The organism is Faecalibacterium sp. An192 (assembly GCF_002160175.1).
GTDB lineage: Bacteria > Bacillota > Clostridia > Oscillospirales > Ruminococcaceae > Faecalibacterium.
In genome coordinates this window covers 19824-40992 of sequence record NZ_NFKB01000019.1, presented here as the reverse complement: position 1 = coordinate 40992, position 21169 = coordinate 19824, and the positions used below count along the sequence as shown (strand labels likewise).

Here is a 21169-nt window from a genome sequence, read left to right as displayed (position 1 = left end):
AAATGTCTCTGCCAATAAAAAAATCCCCCAAGCAGCCGTTGCGCAAAGCTACTTGGGGGATTCTGTTCAGATATTCTATTATTCTTTTTTCTCCGGCTGTTCAGCCGGTTGGAGTCCCAATTCTTGAATCAGATCGTTCCATTTCCACTGGATTTCAATATGATATTGGTCATACACCACAACCCTTTCCAGAAAAGTATCGGTCATAGTTCTCGTTAATATGATTTCATTTTCAAACAGGTTGACCTTTTGAATCAGTTCTTGAAACTCCGGTTGGTGCTTGTTACGGCTTTTTCGCAAAGCGGCGTCCTTACCGTGCAATTCATTTAAGGTATTTCTCCATACATTTATTTGATCCGTGAGCTGAGCCTTTGCGGATAAAAAATACTCCTTAGAAATTTTTCCGTCGCTATACTCTTCATATAATGATACTTTCTTGGATTGCAGACTTTTCACTTTTGCTTGCGCGGTGCCGATTTTTTTGCCAAGAATCTGGATTTCCTCCCAGGTCTTTTGCTCCCGCTCTTTGAGCTGCGTATCCATAGAATGTAAAATCTGGAACCACTTTTTCAATTCACGAAAAACCAAATTATTGATTGGGGTTTCATTGACTCTATCCTTGAAGCATCCCACATCCTTCCTCGTTTTCATCTGTAGGGTACAAATATAAAAGCAGTCAATAATTTTACGTTCGTTATACTGCATAATGTGGCCACAGTTGCCGCAGACAATCTTTCCTCCGAGTGGATTCCGTTTATACGGAGCTGCATAATTGATTCTTTTCGGCTGAAATATCTCCTGTGCTTTATCAAATTCCTCTTCCGTCACAATCGCTGCATGATGATTGTGGATAGTGACAATTTCATCCGGTGTTGTTTTGCGCCGTTTCTTAAACCCTGGAACAATAACCCGCGACTTTGCTGAGACATAAATTCCCGCATATACCCGATCGGAAATTATCCTGGCTACTTTCTGTGCGTCCCAGAAATATTTTTCACATTTGCTTCTGCCGCAGCTTCTGCTTTTTCCCGCTATATTATTTTCATGATTATAGACTCCGCAGGTGGGAATATTTCTCTTGTTCAGTTCGTCTGCAATCTGACCGGTTTCCTTGCCTTCCAGGGCAAGGTCGAACATCAATCGGACGTATTTCCCAGCCGTAGGGTCAATCACAATATTCCCGGAGTTTTTCGGATCAGTTAAATATCCGAATGGACGTCCACTATATACAAATTCACCTCTGGCCCTTCGCGACCATATAGTGGATGTTATTTTATTGGACAAGTCCCGGCTGTAATAGGTGTTGATGATATTTTTCATAATAATCTCCAAATCTTTATCATCGCCCACCTGGTGCAAATCGCTGTCATATGCGTCCCCGACCGAAAGGAAACGAACTCCCATAAAGGGAAAAATACGTTCCATATAATCGCCGACTTCTATATAGTCACGCCCAAACCTTGAAAAATCTTTTACGATGACCGTCGTGATGATCCTTTGTTTCACAAGTTCAATCATCCTTTGAAATGCCGGGCGCTCAAAATTGGTGCCGCTATATCCATCGTCTACAAATTCTTCCACTTCCTCGCCGGAAAACTCTGGATGTTCTTTTACAAAATCACGCAGTAAACTTCTTTGGTTTACAACGCTGTTGCTTTCTTCCTTTTTCTCATCCAAATCTGTATCCGATAAAGACAGCCTGATATATAACGCAATCAAATCTTTCCCTCCATTTCCAGCAATTCTTGAACCCAATCATGATGGCGAAATGTGATGTGGAGAACTTTCTCCTGACCAAATTCGATGCGCTCAATCATTTCGTGGGCCAGCTCGTAAGAAAGCCGTTCTGCATTTCCAACCCGATTGACCAGTGCTTGAAAATCCCGATCCGGCTTTTCAATATTTTGTAACGCTGTCAACTGCTTTTCAGTCGTCAACAACTCGCTGCTGACCCGATTAAAGTTTCCATCATATTTACTCTTGATTTCTTTATAGTCCTCCTCTGTCAGAACGCCATCTGCAAAATCCTCATATAAGCGGTGGCGCTTTGCGGACAGGGCCACCATTTTCTGGTTCAATGCGTTCACTCGCTCTTGAAGCACATTTTTCTGCGCGGTAACCTTATCCGACTTTGCCGCCAGCCTTTTCAATTCCATAACCCTACAGCCGGCCTGAATTTGCAAGCGGATTTGGTCTAAAACGAGCAGCCGGACAAGCCGATCCGGGATTTCGATTTTTTCACATTTGCTCACTTCTCTGGTGCCATAGCGGTAACCGCTACAGTAATAATTACAGAACTTCACCTTCCCTTTGCGAATATCCCGATAATAAAACATTTTCCTTCCGCAGTCGGCGCAGTAGAACAGCCCGCTTAAAACGTCAGGCGAAGTAGCCCGTACTTCCGCATTGTTCTTGATTTTCTTTGCCTGGGCCTCATTTCGTTTATCAAGGAGTTGTGCAACCTTTTCAAAATCTTTGCGGCTAACCAGCGCTTCATGTGTTTTGGGAATCACAAACCATTGATCCCTTGGGCGCTTTGCATGTGCGGTTCCGTCTCTGACGCACTGGTAACTGCGATTGTATATGGTATCCCCCATATAAACTGGATTGTGCAAGATGGTCTTTACCGAAGTGACCGCCCATGTTGTATGAAGGCGAGCGCTTTCCTCTTTATAATGTCCTCTTTGCGCCAAACGCATCGTGGGCGTAATAGCTTGAAGCTGATTGAGCCGGAATGCAATTTCTGCATAGCTCATACCAGACAACGTCCACTGAAACATGAGCCTTATATACGGCGCTGTTTCTTCATCCGTTTCCATGCGGAAAGGCTGATCCGGTTTTCTCCAATATCCGTAAGCCGGCACACCGTACCAGATTTCGCCTTTCTTTTCCTTCATACGCATTGTACCGCTGATTTTGCGGGACAAGTCCTTGGAATAAATGTCATTCACAAGATTTTTAATGGGAACGATCAGGCTATCCTTCTTGGTTTCATCCATACTGTCATAATTGTCGTTGATGGCAATGAACCGTATGTTCAGGAACGGGAAGATCTTTTCAAGGTAATATCCAGCTTCCAGATAATTTCTACCAAAGCGCGATAAGTCTTTGACTACAATGCAGTTAATCCGCCCAACTTTAAGGTCATCCATCAATCGTAAAAACTGGGCGCGCGAAAAATTCGTACCGCTGAATCCATTATCAACATAGACATCCACGAGTTTTAGGGAGGGGTGCTTTTGAATATACTCCTCCACATACCGGATTTGATTGTCCAGCGACCGCTCATCCTCGAGACCGTTATTTTCCATCGACAGTCTCGCATAAATGGCGGTACGCCATTCCTGATCCAACCGTCTTGCCTCCACACGCTCTTCTGATTTTATTGTTCGGTTTCGTCTACCCATTTATCTACACCGCCTTTCTCTCCAACTTTCGCCAGGTACACATCTATGTATGCCCGCCACTCTTCATGGACAAAATGGACTTTTATTTCTCCATTTCTATATATTTCAATCTTTTGGAAAATTGCCCGCACCTGCTGCCGGTCAAATTCAATCGTTGCTGCATCTCCAATCCCCGTAAACAGGCTTACCCAGGGATTGTCCAAACTAAAGGCGGTTTCAAAATTTTGAAGTTTTTCTTTCTGGCGCAGCAATTCCTTATATAGATCATCTCTTTCCCTTTTGGTTAAGGAACGATCCAGTATTTTGGCTGCCGCTGTACTGTTTCGCGCCTTGAGTTGGGATAAAGTTTCCTGATACCACGCACTCCCAACCATTTGCGGGAATAAACTGGCCGCCTCGTTTGCCTTACAAATTTCTGCCGCCAGCTCCCCGCGGAGCTTGGTTATCGTTTCATCCATCCGCACATCGTAGGCTTCACACCGGCTCTCCTTATTAAAGCGGATCGCGTCACAGCGAATCCTCGCATACGCCCTGCCGCTTTTGCTGCCAGCCCGATTGCAGGTCATCACTGACCCGCAATGTCCGCAAACAAACATATTTCGGAATGGATTCTGGGCACTGGCCTTATCCCGATGATTTTCAAACCGACGACTGTCCATAATGGAAATAGACTTTTCATACGTTTCGCGGTCGATAAGCGGTTCATGGTGATTTTTGATAACCAACCAATCCTCACACGGCACATTTTCAAAATGATTGACGCCATCAAGGAACCGCTCTTTCGTCCTTCCCGTCACATAATCCCCTGTATAGCAGGGATTTTTCAGAATCGTTTTCACCACAGAGCTTTTCCAATATTCACTTCCAGATACCTTCTGCCCATATAGGGCACGCCTGCGAGCTGCCGGCGTAGGTGCGCCGATCTCCGTCATATGTCTTGCCATTTCTGTGACAGTGGTATGCTGTAAGGCAAGCGCAAAAAGTTCTTTGACGAAGGGAGCCGTTTCTTCATCAATGACAATTTCCGGCGTCCCACCCGCCACATAAATATATCCATACGGTACGGAAACGCTGGTCACCTTATTTCTGTTGAAACGCCTTTCATGGCGCTGCGCTCCCAAAAAGGAAGCGTAGCGGTTTGCATATCGTTTCAAATACAACTCCAGATCGTCCTGGTAACTGTCAAAGCCGTCCTCAACCGCGACAAAGCGGATACCGGCGGGATAGAAGAAGCGGCCCACATGGTAGCAAGCCATGCCGCAGGAGGCTTCAATCTGCGCAATAGAAGTCACAAGCACGGCATCCACTTTTCTACACTCCACATCATCCAGCAGCCGGTTCCATTCCCGATTGGTTTCCCGACTGCTGTTGCGGTCTGCATAAGTCTCTACCTTTTTGAATTCCCTGTGTTCTCTTAAAAAAGCGCGGCACAGTTCAGACTGTCTGGAAAGCAGTTGGCTGGAATCCTCTACGGTTTGATCCCATCGACTCGCACTGATATAAACCGCTGTACGAAAAGACTTCTTTTCTTTCCAATTCGCAGGAGCGGAGGTTCCGCCTAATCGAAGCAGCTCTACTTTAACCGGCATAGCTTCTCCCTCCTTCTTCAGCGGGCAGACTGTCGTTTGCAAGATATACTGTTATGACATCCGAAAATTCCTGGAACGCATCCTGGTATTTGAAACAGACTTCTACCCGTCCATCCTCAAACACAACAATCTTATCGAGCAGTTCCACAACGACCGGCCGCGTCAACACTGTAATATTCCGATATTTCTTAAAAAGCTGAATCCACTGGCTGTCGGTCTGCTCGCCAAGGGCTTCCTGGCGCTGCCTGGACAGTTCTTTCATGGCCTCCTGCCGGTCAGCAATTTTACCGGCATACAGTTCTGCATATTCCAAATACTCTTTACGGCTCAGGACCCCTTCGGCATAATCTTCATAGAGATTTTGCTTAATCCGTTTGAACCGTTCCACTTCCTCTTGCAGTTGTTCCATCTGGCGGTCCAACCGAACCACACGCCGTTTTTGAACCGGCAGATCAGAAATTGTTTGCATCAGGTGGTCAATATCAACGGCCAGGCTGACCTGTTTTTTAACCGCCTCCAAAACAATTCCGTATAACCGGTCATGCCGGATATGATGGGTCGAGCAGCTGCGATCCGCCTTGTAGGTTTTGCAAATATAGGAAAGATAGTGTTTTCCTCCCGACGTGGAGGAATGGCGAATCATTTTGTTGCCGCAGTCCCCACATTGCACATAGCCGGAAAAAAGTTCCACTTCTGTTTTTCCTGGAGCAATCCGCGTATCCTTCTGAAGAAGTTCCTGTACCAGTTCAAACTGGTCCCTGTCAATGATGGCTTCGTGCGTATGCTCGACGCGAACCCAGCTTCCCGCCGGGATGGAAGAAATCTCCTTGGAACGGTAATCCAGTTTTTTCTGCTTGCCCTGTACCAATGTGCCTGTATAAATCTCATTGTGCAGGATGCGGAACACCGCTTTGGATGACCAAGCCGCAGTTTCGTTTCGCTTGAAGTTTTCAGAAATGTGCGACCCATTCTGCAACTTATATTCCAGTGGGGAGGCAACACCGATTCCATTCAATTTGTCTGCGATCCCCTGGTCGCTCATCCCCTCCAGCTTCCATGTAAAAATCTGCTTCACGATTTCCGCTGCTTCTTCATCTACCACCAGGCGATTCCGATTCTTTACATCCTTGCGGTAACCGTATACCACAAAATTGCCGACATACTCGCCCCGTTTCCGTTTGGCCTCCAACTGGGTTTTGATTTTTACAGACATATCGCGGCAATATGCATCGTTCATCAGGTTTTTGATCGGGACGATGATGGCATCGCTGTTTCTATGCTCGTCGGCGCTGTCATAATTGTCGTTAATCGCAATCAGCCGTACCCCCATCAAGGGAAAGAGCCGCTCCAGGTATCTTCCGACCTCGATGTAATTTCTACCAAAGCGCGATAGATCTTTGACAATCACACAATTTACCGCGCCACTTTGCAAATCCTCATACAGCCGTTTGAAATCCGGCCTTTCAAAGTTGGAACCGGAGTAGCCGTCATCCACATACTCATCCACAACACAAAATTCTTTTCTTGTGCGGACATAGTCCCGAATCATCGCCCGCTGGTTGACGATGCTGTCGCTCTCCACCTTGTCCCCGTCCTCTTTGGAAAGACGGTAGTATAATCCTGTCCGATATGTTTTCTCATCGGTTCTTCTGCCTAAAGACAACAAAAGCCTTCCACCTCCTTGACATAACAGCACAATACAATCGTGCATGATAGTCAGAGAGATGAAAGGCTCACTGATTCTTGTAAATATTTTCTTACCCGCTGACTATTATACCAGATATTCTGTGCATCGTCCAGTGCTTTTTCGATTTAAAGTGTGAAACCTTAGCTTTAATGCTTTCATCCTTCCATCGTGTTGATATAGTGAACAATGGATTCCTCCATGCTGCGCTTTCCGGCAAAGCTGACTTTCACTACGATCCCATGATCCAGATAGCAGTATGGATTTTTGATCTGCCGGATAAAGTCCTGTATCCGCTCCCTGTCAGGCAGTGCCATGTCAATTTCCACATCTGCAATATCTACCAACGTGCTTTTATCAACGGTGCGGACATCCACATTCCGCATTGCCGCTAATTGCTTTGGCGTGATTTCCGTTTCAGCCGTATCCACAGTTTCAAATCTCCTGATTTTTGCATTTTTCATAGGCCGCTCCCTTCTTACCTGCATTGCTCGTACCATTGTCAGGGCGCAAGACATTCTGCCCCCTTTCATAATTCAGACAATCAGTGGCCTTTCTACAAGCTGTTTCGCCTTTTCATAAGCGAACGACTTGTCAACTTTTATGATCTTCTCCGAGAAGTGAAGGGGCAACGTAGTAATTTGCCAATTTTCAACGGGGCCGGTAGCACGAAAGCAAGATACGCCCTGTAATACGAAAACCCGCTTTCGCGGGTTTCGATTCCGGGCATACTTGATGGGGATTCCGGCTCCCCATTCCCTCGGCTCCGGCAAATCTGGCGATTTTGCGATTGGCTCCCATTCCAGAATGGTCGCAGCGCGGCGGATGAACTCCGGCACAGGGCACGGTTCCCGTGATTTCTGCCTGCGGCAAATTTCAAGTTAAGGAGGTACGGCGTTATGGCAAGGCCAAAAAAAGAGAAAGAATTAAACCATCAGCACATCATCACCCTTCGCCTGACTGACATCGAGTTAGAGCTGGTGATGAAGAAAGCTGCCGCTGCGGGTCTATCCCGCTCTGAGTACATTCGCAAGAGTCTGTTGGGCGGAAAGATTATGGTCACACACAAGGTAACGGCTGAATTTCCAGAGCTTCGGGAAGAAATGAAAAAAATCAGTTGGCTGCTCAGCAACCTGTCCAATAACATCAATCAAATTGCAAAACACTTTAATACCGGCGGCCTGCACTCCCAGGCAGTAACCGCAGAGCTGGAAAGGGCATTGGACGCCATTGTCCAGATGCAGGTGGACGTGACAAGGATGGTGGGTGAAATTCATGGCAATCTTAAAACACACTACAAGTAAAAATGCCAACTACAACGATGCTCTGTTCTATCTCTTATTTGAACACAATGAAAACAGCATGAAGCCCGTTCTCGATGAAAACGGGAAAATGATCCGGCGGCACGGCTATATCCTGGACGGAATCAACTGCGATCCCTTCACCTACGCGGAAGAATGCCGGGAATTAAACGAGCTATATCACAAAAACCAAACGCCCGGAGAGATCAAAGCACATCACTATATCATCAGCTTTGACCCGCAGGATCAGATCGACCGTGGCCTGACCCCAGAACGTGCGCAGGCTATTGGCATCGAATATGCAAAGAAAAATTTCCCCGGCCACCAGACGCTGGTCTGTACACACGCGGATGGAAGCCACGGAAGCGGGAATATCCATGTACATATCGTCATCAACAGTTTGCGTAAGTTGGATGTGGAACCGCAAGAGTTTATGGAACGTCCCTGCGACAGCCGGGCTGGCTACAAGCACCACCAGACCAGAGATTACCTGACACATATGCAGAAATCCCTGATGACAATATGTCAACGGGAAAAACTGCACCAGATCGATCTGCTGTCACCTGCCAAAGCAAAGGTTACGGAACGGGAATACTGGGCGCAGCAGCGCGGCCAGAAAGAATTGGATACGACTAACCAGGAAGTCATTGCTTTCGGTCTGACGCCGGCAAAGACAAAATTTCAAACAGAAAAGCAATACCTGCGGGATGCCATTGACGATGTGGCGCGTTCTTCCACAACGCTGGTACAATTTTGTACCACCCTTTGGGAGAAATATAAAATCCGGGTAACCGATAAACGTGGGCGATTCAGCTACATGCACCCGGAACGGACAAAAAATATTACTGGACGGTCGTTGGGTGCAGCGTATGACCGGGATTATTTGATGAAGGTCTTTGCACAAAACCTGCAAAATGCTGGTCAGGCACATGTGCCTTCCTCACCTGAAACATCCGATAATGCCGACATTCTCAAAGCGTTCGGTGGGGTTATCCCGGAGTATGCCAAAATTCTTTTCATCAAGACGGATTTGCGACTGGTCGTTGATCTTCAGAATAATGTGAAGGCGCAGCAGAGCCGAGCCTATGCGCAGAAGGTGAAAGTCTCTAATCTCCAACAGATGGCAAAGACCATCGCCTATGTTCAGGAGAACGGCTTCAATTCCAGAGAGGAACTGCAATCCGCCTATGATGATCTGATCGCAAAGCGAAAAGATGCCAGGAAGGCGCTTCGCCACACGGAAGATAGACTAAAATCCGTCAACCAGCTTATACACTATACGGGGCAATATCTCGCAAGCAAGGATGTTCACCGTGAAATGCTCAAAGCTCCAAACAAAAAAAGATTCCGGCAGGAACACCAAACCGAAATCGAACTATATGAAACTGCTTTGAAATTTTTGAAATCGCAGTTCCCGGACGGCAAGATTCCTTCTATGAAATCACTGAAGCAGGAGAAGGAGAATCTGACTATTCAGAAAAAGGCACAGCAGGAGACTTACGACTACTTTAAGGATTATGCCAGTGAGATGAAAACGATCTGCTCCAATGTGGAGGCTATTCTCGGCAAAGGCTCTGCAAAAGAAACGGTACGCACAGAGCAGCACACCCTTGACTAAACTTTTTAAGCAAAAAGAAAGTGCCAGCACGCAACCAACAAAATTGTTAGCTGCGTGCTGGCATCGTAATCAAATATCGATGTTCCGATCAGCCGGCGGTGGGAAGAAGTACATATTTCTTCGCCGCTTCCAAAGTTAAATGATACTTGCTCATAATTTTTTCAATGATGTCCTGATCGCCAAAACCGGCCTCTCTAAGAAGCTCAACCGCCCCCTCGATTCCCTTATCAAGACCAACATTGATTCCTTCATTATAGATCCCCTGGCTCAAGTTACACAATTCAGACACCTCGCTTTCCAGTTCCATCGTCATGGCTATATGGAATTCATCCTGCATCACTTTTTGTTTCGTCTGTACGTCTTTCTTATTTGAAAGTAGCACATTCATCAACCGCAGAATCCGACTATCCACCGGCTGATCAGGGTCACCCAGATTTACGATGATCGCCTGAAGTAAGTCGGTATCAGATTTACGGGATTCAAGTTCCCCATACATAGAAGATTCTTCCAAGGAAATCTTCTTGATGGTGTTTTCACGCTTCTTGGCGGAATTGGGGCAAAACCAAATCGAGTAGACCTTGCGAATCTTCCCATACTCCGAATGGTTGAATACCGTTCCATACTGTGCGGAGATCAACCGACAGCAGTAGTAGATTGCCCGTTTTTCAATCGGATATCCAGGAGCCGTGTCCAGTTGGGCTTCAACATTGATAATCAACTGAATTGGCTGACCATTGCCCGGCGCACTGGCATTCACACGGACATCATAGTAAATGGTATGCTCCTTGATGCTCGCATCTTCCGTGTTGGAACCCTCAACGCTTTTGTCGCTGCTTGTCAATTCCGCAGCTTCCTCTGCATCCAGTTCATCGCTGTGAACGGCCTTCTCAGAAATTTCCGGCTTCCCCTCGATACATTTTATGATTTCGTTGGGGCTGTATGAAGCAAACTCCTCTGTACAGGTTTTCAGTATCCAAGCAAGAATCGCTTCATTTGCCAAAAGTTTCTTGACTTGCGTATCGTATTTGGCTTTTTCATTGGTCACCTGAATCAATTTTGCAAGCTGAGTTTCTACTTCCACGCCTTCACATCCTCTCTGTGCAGAAATTTAGGCTATAGAGTACACCACACCTATTATGGCTTTAGTCTACCACAAATGCGTTGCAAATTCAACTCTGCCCAAATCCGCCAACTGGAAAACTTGACGAATTAACATTTTTTATAATCCTATTATCCTATCGCACCTCATCGTATTCAAGTCACTATTCATGACTGCAATGTAAAAAATATTTGAATACGCACCTTCTTCACAATAAGAAAAAGCACCCAGCCATTTGGCCAGGTGCTATCCTCATTTACGGTTTCTCTCTGCCTCCTGCTCAAGTCCCATCTGCGGTGCAAGTTTTCCAGAACGTACCGCAATGGCTGCCTGCTTCTCGTGGAGACGTTTCAACACCGAAGGCCGCTTGCCTTCTTTTTCTTTTTTCGGTGGCAAATTGTTGATCCGCCCATCAATGAAGGAGTAACTCTGCTCCTCAGACATCTCGGCTGCACGAAGGTACTCTCCATTCTCAAATGCCTTCTGCCAAGTTTCAAGCGGCGGCTTCTTTGCCGGCTCCTGTTGAACCGCTTGCGGAGGGTGAAGATGTTCGTTGATCTGACGAAGTGTATCTTCATCAAATTTTTGCGCCGCATCGACAACGAGTTTGCCGTTTTCGTCCACCACCGCACAGGCGGCTGCGTTCTTCATCTGCTCGTTCTGCATCAGGAAGAAGTGCCGACCATCAACAATCACATCGTCACAGGCCAGCCAGGTGCCTGGCTTACCATCTATTCGGTAGTTACTTGTGTCCATCGAAACGAGAGTGCCGGAGGAGTTAGGCCGTAGGAAACCGGCAAGTGCGATCAGTCTGCCCTTATCCACAAAATAGGCACATATTTCTCCAGTCCGGTTCAAAACAATCACATCACCGACACTGATGGTATGCCCTTTGAAAGTATGCGGCAGTTTGCCGGTGAAGCGCCGACAAATCGTTTCAGCAGTATCACCTGGGGCCAGTTGAGAAAGGTAGACCTGATGGTAATTGCTTACATCAACACGGTAGCCTTTTTGCAGTAACTCATCATAGGAACGGAAACGCAGGGGCCGGTATGCCGCTTCTTCCCTGACCTGATATACTGCAAACTGGTTGAGGGTCACTCGTCACCGTCCTCCTTGCGGTAAGGTTCCAGATCAAGCTGTGCAAATTGTGCATCCGGCATTCGCTTCATCTTTTCTATGGTGCCTGTCACAATCCTCACCAGTTCTGTATCATCCTGAATGAATGGCAGGATTTCTTCGATCTGCTGCATTGTGGCCTGACGATTTTCTGCTTCAAACATCGCCATGACAATGTATTCGTCTTGTTCAAACGGAATCACTTTCATAACTCTTGCTCACCTCTCTTTTGCGTATGCGACTTTTGGTGACGATTGGCTTGCTTTTGGGATTTTTGTTTTGCCTGATGGGAATGCAATTTTTGAAGCACAGATTTCTTTTTTTCTTTTCCTTCCACTGCCTGGCGCTGTCTTTGAGCAGGATTTTCAAGGGCCGGCAGAAAGTCTTTTAACTCCCGGAATCCCAGATTGTCCACATAGTACGCGCTCCGTACCCCCTCCCTGTTCATCACAATCACATCGCTGACCATGAGGGACGGGCCATCAAAATCCGGCTGGCGATCCTGGTGAAACCTGGCGTAGATACTTTCCAGCGTATCAGCCGGATAGAGATGATTTGTATAGACGAGATTGTAATTTTCACGCTCAACTGAATTTCCCTGGTATTTCAGGGCATCCATTCCCTGACATAGCAGCTTTTCCGTAACAGGGCTGTAAATTCGGAGTTGATAAACACCATATCTGTCCTCATTCTCCAACAACAGCTTTGCTTCCCGCAGGCTTTGCAGCTCAGGATGTGCCTGCATTTCCGTTTGAAGCCGTCTAACATTCTCCAATGCCTCGGTGGAAATTTGAAAATAGTCAGAGCCATATTCGATTTCCAAACGGATGGTCGCCGCAACAGGGATCGGGTTGGTGGTAATCAGATAAATTGTCTCACCGGCATCAAAGAGCCGCAGTGCTTCATCCTTCTCTAAGACGCTCATTTGCGGGTGAAGATACGCCGTATCCTCCGTGTACTCGTCATCCAGGTGCTCCATCTCATAATCCCAGTCGGCTTTACGGATGCCGAAGATGCCGTTATGTTCCTCGATCATCTCCCGGCTTGAAAACGTGCCTGCGGTTCCGTCCGGCTGCAAACAGTATACCTTAAAGCCAAGCCTGTGCATCTCCAGCGCCTTATCCTGCGACAGTGGGTACATATCATCCTTCCGGTATCCATATTCGTGCATTTCCGAAAGGCCGATCTCCCGGTCAGGAAATTTGTCAATCTCATCTCTGGCTTCCTGTAATGCCCTGGTAACTGCCACAGGATCAGTGTTATACACCGCCTGTTCCAATTTATGAATCAGATAGCTCGCCAGACTTGGATCATCATATTTTTGAGCATAGGTGACAATCAGGTTTTCCTCTTCTGGATTGAGCCAAAACCGTTTTTTCGCTTCCTCCACCATCTTTTGTGCTTGCTGGCCGGAAGTCATTACCACCGATTCCGTTGGATTAAATTGATGCAACCTCTCCTGTTTTTCCGGCATTTGTTGCCACCTCCATTTCTTTGGACCATCGTGTTTTCATCTCATGCGGGTATTGATCCGCGTCTTTGGGTTTGCGGTTTCCGTTCCACTCCAGGCCACCGGCACGGCCTTCACAATGAAAGCCAGCAGCTTTTAAGGATGTACCGGGTTCACTTTCGAGAATATAGGTAATCACTCTGCGGTAACCCATCGCCTTTGCAGCGCGGCAGGATGCGCCATACAGCATACTGCAAGCATTCTTTGTCCCATCCGTGCAGACACGATTGACTTCCAGCGTTAAACCATCGTCCAAGCGCCGGCTGACTGGCCGGCCGCAGATCGCTACACCGACCAGCTTTTCTCCATCCGAAACACCAATCGAGAATTTGTGCCCCACGGATGGTTTATGGTGCCGGTGAAATGCCTGGACAAAAGCGTTTGCCTGACGCAGAGTTATCGGTACTAATTTCAACAAATCCATATCATCTCCCCTTCACAAAAAGGACACCGCCAGGGGGATTCACAAGCTGTCTCCCTCTGGCGGTGCCACAACGGTTTATAGTTCCTGCGCCTGCGTCTTTTTCGGTGCAGTTTTGGCTCCCTGCTCCTCCTTATGTGCCGTCTGTTTCTCGTGGAGCCTATCGAGAACAGACCCACCCCTGGCGGGGCGATCGGGCTCGGTCACTTCTTGCCCAACCTCCGGCTGTTTCCGGGCTGGTGTCACAGTTTCCATAGCATCCGATGTCTCATCCAGCCCAACGGCCTCGCTGCCGCCGCGCTCATCCATGTTCAAAAGTGCATTGAGTTCTGCCAGCCGCGCCGACTTTTCCTCCAACTCCGCAGCTTGCGGGAAAGGTCTCCTGACCTCCTCCCTGGCAGACTCCAACTGCGCCTGCAAGGTTGCCAGTTTGGACTCTGCCTCCGGCAGCTTTTTCTCAATACCCGCCAGAGCATTGTTGATACGCTGGATATTGCCCAGCGGGTCTTTGCCGACCTCAATGGTATAGCTGCATTGCCGCTTAACAGTGAGCATAAATGTCTGGTTGAAAGTATCATAGCTCGCTACCAGAGCGAACCCGTGATATTCACCGATCTGCCCTGCCGTATTGACGGCTTTTAAGCCGGCACAGGCCGCCAGAATCGCCGTGCCGGCCTCTTTCTTGTCCATATAGGTCTTTTCCCCAATGGTAATGACAAACTCATCTTTGTCCTGGTTGAGATACGGTTTTACCGCCTCCAGGTCAACTTTCAGCCCGGCCACGCGCTCTTTCGTGGCGGTGATCTCCATCGGGTAACGCTTGGCAATGTCCGATTCCAGACGGTAAATCTGGCTGGTGTGGTTGGCTTTGAGAAGTTTCAGCTTACTCACCTGAATGTCCAAATCCATCTTTTCTTTGATGTACGGATTGCCTGTTGCCAGCGCCTTAATTTCCGCGTAGGAAAGCGCCGTATCGTCCACATCTTCCGCAGACCGCACAGGGGATTTGGACGTCATGATCTGGCTGATGAACTTCTGCTTATTCTCCAAAAGCTGCCACATGTATGCATCAAACGTATTTTCGGTGACATAACGATAAATTTTTACCTTCTTGTTCTGGTTGCCCTGACGTAAAATTCGCCCTTCCTGCTGTTCCAGGTCAGAGGGTTTCCAGGGGCAGTCCAGATGATGCAGCGCAATCAGCCGATCCTGGATGTTGGTTCCAGCGCCGAGTTTGGGCGTAGAGCCGAGCAGGATACGCACCTGACCGGCGCGAACCTTGGCAAACAGCTCCGCCTTTTTGGTTTCGGTCGTCGCCTCATGGATAAAAGCAACTTCTTCCTTCGGAACGCCCTTTGCCACCAGTTTATCCCGCACATCATCGTAGACATTAAAACTGCCGTCGCCTTTCGGCGTGGACAGGTCACAGAAAATCAACTGGGTGGCTCGAATGTCGCTGGTTTCCTGCCAGATAGAAAAGGCATTTTCGACACAGTGATTTACCTTACTGTCCGGCTCATCCGGGAGAAGGTCGTTTAACAGCCGCTGATCCAGCGCGCATTTCCGCCCATCGTTTGTGATCTTGAGCATGTTATCGGTCCTGGGGTCAACTGAACCTGCGCGAACGGCTTCCGCCCGGTCGGCAAAACTGGAAACCATGTCCTGCTGGATTTCACTGGGCTTTAAGACCACGTTGACATATTCCGCTTCCGGCACCAGCAGGTGCAGCATATCCGCCGTGCGGACATCCGCCGCCTCTTTGAATACCGAAATCAGTTCCGGGAGATTAAAAAAACGGGCAAACCGCGTTTTCGCACGGTAGCCCGTTCCTTCCGGTGCCAGCTCAATCGCCGTCACCGTCTCTCCAAACGTGGCGGCCCAGGAATCGAAATGCCCCAGCCCCATCTTCTGAAGGGTGTCATATTGCAGATACCGCATGATGGTGTAGAGTTCCACCATCGAGTTGCTGATGGGGGTACCGGTCGCAAAGGTAATCCCCCGGCTGCCGGTGATCTCATCCAGATATTGGCACTTCATAAACATATCCGAGCTTTTCTGTGCGTCCGTCTGGGAGATGCCGGCCACGTTCCGCATTTTTGTGTAGAGGAACATATTTTTGTAAAAATGGCTTTCGTCCACAAACAGCCGGTCAACGCCCAGTTGTTCAAAGGTGACCACATCGTCCTTGCGCGTCTGGTCGTTCAGCTTTTTCAAGCGTACTTCCAGCGTTTTCTTGGTCTTTTCCATCTGCTTGACGGTGAAGTTTCCCCCAGCCTTGTCTTTGGCATCCGCAATGGCCGCCGTAATATCGTCAATCTGGCGTTCAATCGTGGCAATCTGCCGTTCCCTGGACAGCGGGATACGCTCAAACTGGCTGTGGCCGATGATAATGGCGTCATAGTTGCCCGTGGCGATGCGGGAGCAGAACTTTTTACGGTTGGCCGGTTCGAAGTCCTTCTTGGTTGCCACCAGGATATTCGCGCCGGGATACAGGCGCAAAAAGTCGCTGCCCCATTGCTCTGTCAGATGGTTGGGCACTACATACAGGCATTTCTGCGCCAGGCCCAGACGTTTGCTCTCCATGCCGGCAGCGATCATCTGGAAGGTCTTGCCAGCGCCGACACAGTGGGCCAGCAGGGTATTCCCGCCATACAGGATATGGGCTACTGCATTTTTCTGGTGCTGCATCAGGGTGATCTCCGGCGTCATCCCGACAAAACGGATGTGCGAACCGTCGTATTCACGGGGACGGACGCTGTTGAACATCCGGTTGTAGGTCTGCACCAAATCTTCCCGGCGATCCATATCCCGGAAAATCCATTCCTTGAATGCCTCCTTGATGGCGTCCTGTTTCTGCTGGGCCAGCATCGTCTCATTTTTGTTAAGCACCCGATGCTCATTCCCGTCTATATCACGCTCCGTATCATAGATTTTGGTATCCCGCAGGTTCAGGGCATCTTCCAACAACCGGTACGCATTGGCGCGGGTGGTGCCGAAGGTGGCATTGACCAGCGGATTGTTTACATCCCGGCTTTTGCCCGATACATTCCATGCGCCGGTCACATCGGAATAAGAGACGGAAATGACTCTCCCAGCCATATACCAGGGTGTGTGGAACGTCTCCTGCATGAATTCCTGGACATATTCCGGCTTGATCCAGGTTGCGCCAAGGCGCACCTCAATTTCAGACGCATCCAGGTCTTTGGGCTGTACCCGTTCCAGATAGGCCACATTGATGGCAAATTCCGGGTGATTCTCTGCAAACTGGCGGGCCACAGCCAGCTTTTCGCGGACGTTGCCGGAAAGGTATTCATCCGACATTTCCCACTGGTCAGTCAGCGGATTTTTGAAAATCACGCCTGCCAGTTCCTCGGTGATTTCGTCCTCGGTTTTCCCCGCCAACTGCGCCATAAAGGGCACATCCACCTTGGCACGTTCCCCGATGGATACCGCCAGCGCCTCGCTGGCCGTGTCCACGCTGGTCACAGCCTCCGGTCGGCGAATGGTACGCTTTGTAAAGATGTCGGCTTTCCGCTTCAGTTTGCCTTCTTCGTCCAGAATTTCCAAGGAAGCCAGCAGGCAGTAGCTGCTGTCCTGCGAAAAGGCGCGGCGATTGGCGTTGCTGCTGATTAGGCCGTATTGCGCCGTAAAGGAATCATAGGCCCGGTTCAGTTTGTCCTGGGCGATGGTCAGTTCTGCATCGGAGCAGTTTTCCATCTGCAAATTGAGCAGATTTTGGGTCAAGTCCCTAAGTTCAATCATCCCCAGCACCCGTTCGGTTGTCGTTGCCGGCAGCTCCATGAGATTCATCCGGGAATTTTCACGGTAATACACGCGGCCGTCCACATTGGCGAAGCTGAAATTCTTCACCTCCGGGTCTGCCGGTATGGACGTATCCACGCCCTCCAGCTCGGATTCCTCCAGTTCCGGCTCAGTGATCGTTCCCTGAATGTGGGAGATAGCCGCTTTCAACTGGTCAGCCAGCACAGCGCCCTCGATGGGTTTTACCGTCACCTCTTGCTTTCCGTACTGGGTGTTTTCCGTTGAAAACGTACCCAAAACCATCTCCGGGTGGCTGGCAAAGTACGAGTTGACCGTATAGCCTTCCTCAGTGGTGCCAAGATGCACCCAGTCCGGTTCCTCCAATGCAACCCGGTCGCGTTTCTGGAAAAACAGAATATCCGCCACCACGCCAGTGTTGGCGTTGCGCATAAAGGCGTTATCCGGCAGCCGGATGGCTCCCAGAAGGTCGGCCCGCGCCGCCAGGTAATGGCGGACGGAATCGTTCTGCTTGTCCATTGTGCCGGAGGAAGTGATCACCGCCACCACACCGCCAGGGCGTACCAGGTCAAGGCTGCGGGCAATAAAGTAATCGTGAATCAGGAAATTATAGCGGTCATACCGCTTGTCCAGCACTTTGTAATCGCCAAAGGGTACATTGCCAATCGCACAGTCAAAGAAACTGTCCGGGAACTCCATTGTTTCAAAGCCCTGGACGGCGATCTGGTTTTTCTGGTACAGTTGCCGGGCAATCCGGCCGGAAATGCTGTCCAGCTCCACGCCATACATTTTCAGTCCTTCCATACTCTGCGGCACCAGCCCCATAAAGTTGCCAATCCCACAAGCAGGTTCCAGCACGTTGCCGGTTCGCAGCTCCATCTGTTCCAGTGCGGCATACATCGCCTTGATCACAGTGGGCGAAGTATAAAAGGCATTGAGGGTGGAAGCCCGGGCTTCCCGGTATTCTTCCGGGGTCAACGCCGCTTTTACCTCGGCATACTCCTTCGCCCAACTGGCGTTGTCCGGGTCAAATGCCTGGGAGATGCCACCCCAGCCGACAAAGCGGGATAGCACTTCCTGTTCCTCCGCCGTGGCGAGCCGACCTTCTGCTTCCAGCGTTTTCAGCAGATGGATAGCGTCCATGTTGGCCCGGAACTTGGCTTTCGGGCCGCCCGCACCCAGGTCATCGTCGGTGATGTGGAAATTGCGCTTTTCCTGGGTCACGACTGGTTGGGCAGTTATAGCCGATTCTTCCGTTGGCTCATCGGTTTGGGTAAACGGCTCCAACGGCAGGCGATTTTCTTTCCGTGCCGCGTTGATTTCTTCCGGTGTCATAACATGGCCGGTCAGAGGGAGAAGCATCCCGTCATAGGCGACGCGCTCATTTTTGCGTGCCCGCTCCTCTATATCTGCGATCAGTTGCATCTGTTCCACAGAAAAGTCCGGGTTCAGCATGGGCAGAAGGTTCAGATTCTTCTGGCCAGCCGCATAGATCACGTCCATCTGTTCGCCGGAGAAATCCTCATAGGCATACCGGGATTGCTGGATCGCAATGAATACCTGTTCCTCCGTGGCAAAATCAAATTGGGGTTCCTCCTGCTCGTAGAGTGCGCGGACAAACTCGACCGGTTCCTCCCGGAATAACGGATACCGCGCCTCTCTGGCCATCGTCATGTCCTGCAAACTGACTTTACCCCGTTCAAAGTCCACCGCATCCACGCGGAACTCCCTGCCGTCAATATGTACTGTCGCATCAATGGGCAGATAATCTTTCCCACTCAGATATTTGATCTGAAGATGGGTACCGTCCTTCTGTTCGCCATACAGGCAGACATTTTCGCCTTTACTCCAGAGCTGACGGGAATAATACACCCACTGGTTGGCGGGGAAACCCGTCACCATGACATGGCCGCCCTGTTCCAGTGGTTTTTCCAGAAGTTTGCTGTCGAGAATCCCGGACACCTGTTTGGCATCTTCGCCCAAGAACAGGTAATGCCCATCCAGTTCAAAGCCTACCAGGGAATTGGGGTATTTTTCCTTAACGGCGTTGTACTCGTCTTGGGTTTGCAGCAGTATTGGCTCCAAAGGCTGCGTTTCCCGTTCCGTCTTTTGCTCCTGCACCTCCACTTCCTGCGCATCAGGGCGATGGGCCTGAAGGGCTTGCCGGGCATCTTCCAGAGAATCAAACGGGCCTGCCGTAGCGGCTCCCATTCCCAGTTCCTCATCAAAGCCATAATGGTTGTAGAATTTCCCATTGGGGTACCGGATGATGGCAATTTCTTCGGTATAGCCGTCCTGCATGGCCGTGGTAGAATGGTAACGGGCCACAACGCCATTTTGCACGGGTTCTTCTTGCCCATCACCGGCACTTACCGCCACCTGTGCTTCGGACGATGCCGGGGCATGGGCGGGCGTTTCCTCCTTGTCGCTTGCCGGCTCACTGCTGTCCATAAAGTCAAACAGGGAAAGCTGCCGGCCGGAAATGCTGTTCAAATCCGGTTCTTTTTTCGGCTCCGGGAAGATGGTAAAGGTGCCGTCCACATACTGATGCACCTGGGCCAGAATCTCGGCCCGTTCCTCGTAGCGGTCAAAATCCAGAGGCAGCGCTGCCAGTGCCTGATCCATTGCGGTCAACAGTGCTTCCGTCTTATCGGCATCAGTAAGCGTTTCCGGCAGTTCTTTTCTCGCTTCTTCATGGAAAAAGGTATCGATGAAGGGACGCTCGACTTCTTGTGGAAGCCCACTGTAAAATTGCAGGATACGGTTTGTCATCCCTTCCCGCTCATATGCCGGCATCCGCGTATAATCGCCCGGCTTTAAGTATTCCTTCTGCTGAATCAACTGATCTACCCGAAGCGCCGCCTTCGGCCATTTCAGAAAGGTTTGCGCATAGGGTGCGGTATAGCTTCCCCGCGCCAGCGCAATCCCCTTTGTCCCGTAATCCGCATGGGAATCATCTGCTCCGGCCAGCGCGTGGCTGCTCCCGCCTTCCCCATACTGGTGGCGGAGGAAGTCGGCCTTTTCCTGATCCGTGTGCACACCGATAAAGTACGCATAAACCGTCAAACGTCCATCCGAATAAGGCCCGCCCCGCGTCAGGAAGGCGTCCACTTCATCTTCGGTGATAAAGCGGTCATGCTCTTGCCAGGCAAATCCATCCCGCGCCTGATACGGCACAGCCTCGCGGGCGAACTTTTGAAACTGCTGCAACACGCGATCCGGCGCATAATGGCGGAACCGGATCAGGAACGCATCTTCGGCGTAGGCAGACGCCAATCGTTCCAGACGCTGGTTCAGGTCTGCCACATACTCGGGGGAATCCAAATGTTGAGCCAGGCGCTCCGTCACTTCGGGGAATCCGCCTTGAAATACGGATAAATCATCAAAGAATCGTTCCACCACGCCATCGGCCAGATCACGTTCCATATAGATTAAGACCTCGGCGTGTTCCTTGAGTGCGTTGCCCCGCGCTGCGTCCAGCACCACCTGGGGTGCATACTCGCCTTGAGCGAGCAGTTGCCCAATCCGGGCGCTCACATCCGACCAAGAGAGAAACGCCTTCTCCGAGATTTTGTCCTTCACGGTATGACCGGCGGCGATCTGCATCCCCAGTTCATCCCACCAGACCGCATAGTCCCGTC

The 21169-nt window shown here is 49.7% G+C and carries 13 protein-coding genes; 2 read left to right on the top strand and 11 right to left on the bottom strand.

Annotated features, from left to right (window positions below):
- Positions 1–78 precede the first annotated feature (78 nt).
- The 5 genes from B5F27_RS07715 to B5F27_RS07695 all read right to left on the bottom strand — a co-directional run bounded on the left by B5F27_RS07715 (position 79) and on the right by B5F27_RS07695 (position 7144).
- A complete protein-coding gene (locus tag B5F27_RS07715; protein ID WP_158098212.1) occupies positions 79–1719 on the bottom strand; it encodes a recombinase family protein in 1641 nt (546 codons plus the stop codon).
- Complete coding sequence (locus B5F27_RS07710) at positions 1716–3353, bottom strand: recombinase family protein (RefSeq protein WP_158098211.1); 1638 nt, start codon at positions 3351–3353, stop codon at positions 1716–1718. The genes B5F27_RS07715 and B5F27_RS07710 overlap by 4 nt, the downstream gene beginning before the upstream one ends.
- Before the next feature lie 29 nt (positions 3354–3382).
- Positions 3383–4996 carry a recombinase family protein gene (locus B5F27_RS07705; RefSeq protein WP_087366071.1) on the bottom strand — a complete coding sequence of 538 codons (1614 nt, stop codon included), beginning with the start codon at positions 4994–4996 and terminating at the stop codon, positions 3383–3385.
- Positions 4986–6707: a recombinase family protein gene (locus B5F27_RS07700; protein ID WP_087366068.1), complete on the bottom strand. Its 1722-nt coding sequence runs from the start codon at positions 6705–6707 to the stop codon at positions 4986–4988. The genes B5F27_RS07705 and B5F27_RS07700 overlap by 11 nt, the downstream gene beginning before the upstream one ends.
- Before the next feature lie 131 nt (positions 6708–6838).
- A complete protein-coding gene (locus B5F27_RS07695) occupies positions 6839–7144 on the bottom strand; it encodes a DUF6870 family protein (RefSeq protein ID WP_242962125.1) in 306 nt (101 codons plus the stop codon).
- Between the two features lie 435 nt (positions 7145–7579).
- Here B5F27_RS07695 and mobC point away from each other — a divergent pair, with 435 nt between their 5' ends.
- On the top strand, positions 7580–7984 hold the full coding sequence (gene mobC, locus B5F27_RS07685) for a plasmid mobilization relaxosome protein MobC (RefSeq protein ID WP_087366061.1): 405 nt from the start codon (positions 7580–7582) through the stop codon (positions 7982–7984).
- A complete protein-coding gene (locus B5F27_RS07680) occupies positions 7956–9599 on the top strand; it encodes a relaxase/mobilization nuclease domain-containing protein (RefSeq protein WP_087366058.1) in 1644 nt (547 codons plus the stop codon). Before mobC ends, B5F27_RS07680 begins: the two co-directional genes overlap by 29 nt.
- Positions 9600–9687: 88 nt before the next feature.
- Here B5F27_RS07680 and B5F27_RS07675 read toward each other — a convergent pair whose 3' ends face one another.
- From B5F27_RS07675 to B5F27_RS07650, 6 genes are all read right to left on the bottom strand, one after another.
- Positions 9688–10680, bottom strand: coding sequence for a hypothetical protein (locus B5F27_RS07675; protein WP_087366055.1), 993 nt, complete (start codon positions 10678–10680; stop codon positions 9688–9690).
- Positions 10681–10950: 270 nt separating this feature from the next.
- Positions 10951–11799, bottom strand: a complete 849-nt coding sequence (locus B5F27_RS07670; protein ID WP_087366052.1) for a YodL domain-containing protein — start codon at positions 11797–11799, stop codon at positions 10951–10953.
- Complete coding sequence (locus B5F27_RS07665) at positions 11796–12026, bottom strand: transposon-transfer assisting family protein (RefSeq protein ID WP_087366049.1); 231 nt, start codon at positions 12024–12026, stop codon at positions 11796–11798. Before B5F27_RS07665 ends, B5F27_RS07670 begins: the two co-directional genes overlap by 4 nt.
- Complete coding sequence (locus tag B5F27_RS07660; RefSeq protein WP_087366046.1) at positions 12023–13291, bottom strand: YodL domain-containing protein; 1269 nt, start codon at positions 13289–13291, stop codon at positions 12023–12025. Before B5F27_RS07660 ends, B5F27_RS07665 begins: the two co-directional genes overlap by 4 nt.
- Positions 13257–13745, bottom strand: coding sequence for an XF1762 family protein (locus tag B5F27_RS07655; RefSeq protein WP_087366125.1), 489 nt, complete (start codon positions 13743–13745; stop codon positions 13257–13259). The genes B5F27_RS07660 and B5F27_RS07655 overlap by 35 nt, the downstream gene beginning before the upstream one ends.
- Before the next feature lie 81 nt (positions 13746–13826).
- On the bottom strand, positions 13827–19739 hold the full coding sequence (locus B5F27_RS07650) for a helicase-related protein (RefSeq protein WP_242962126.1): 5913 nt from the start codon (positions 19737–19739) through the stop codon (positions 13827–13829).
- Positions 19740–21169: the final 1430 nt, after the last annotated feature.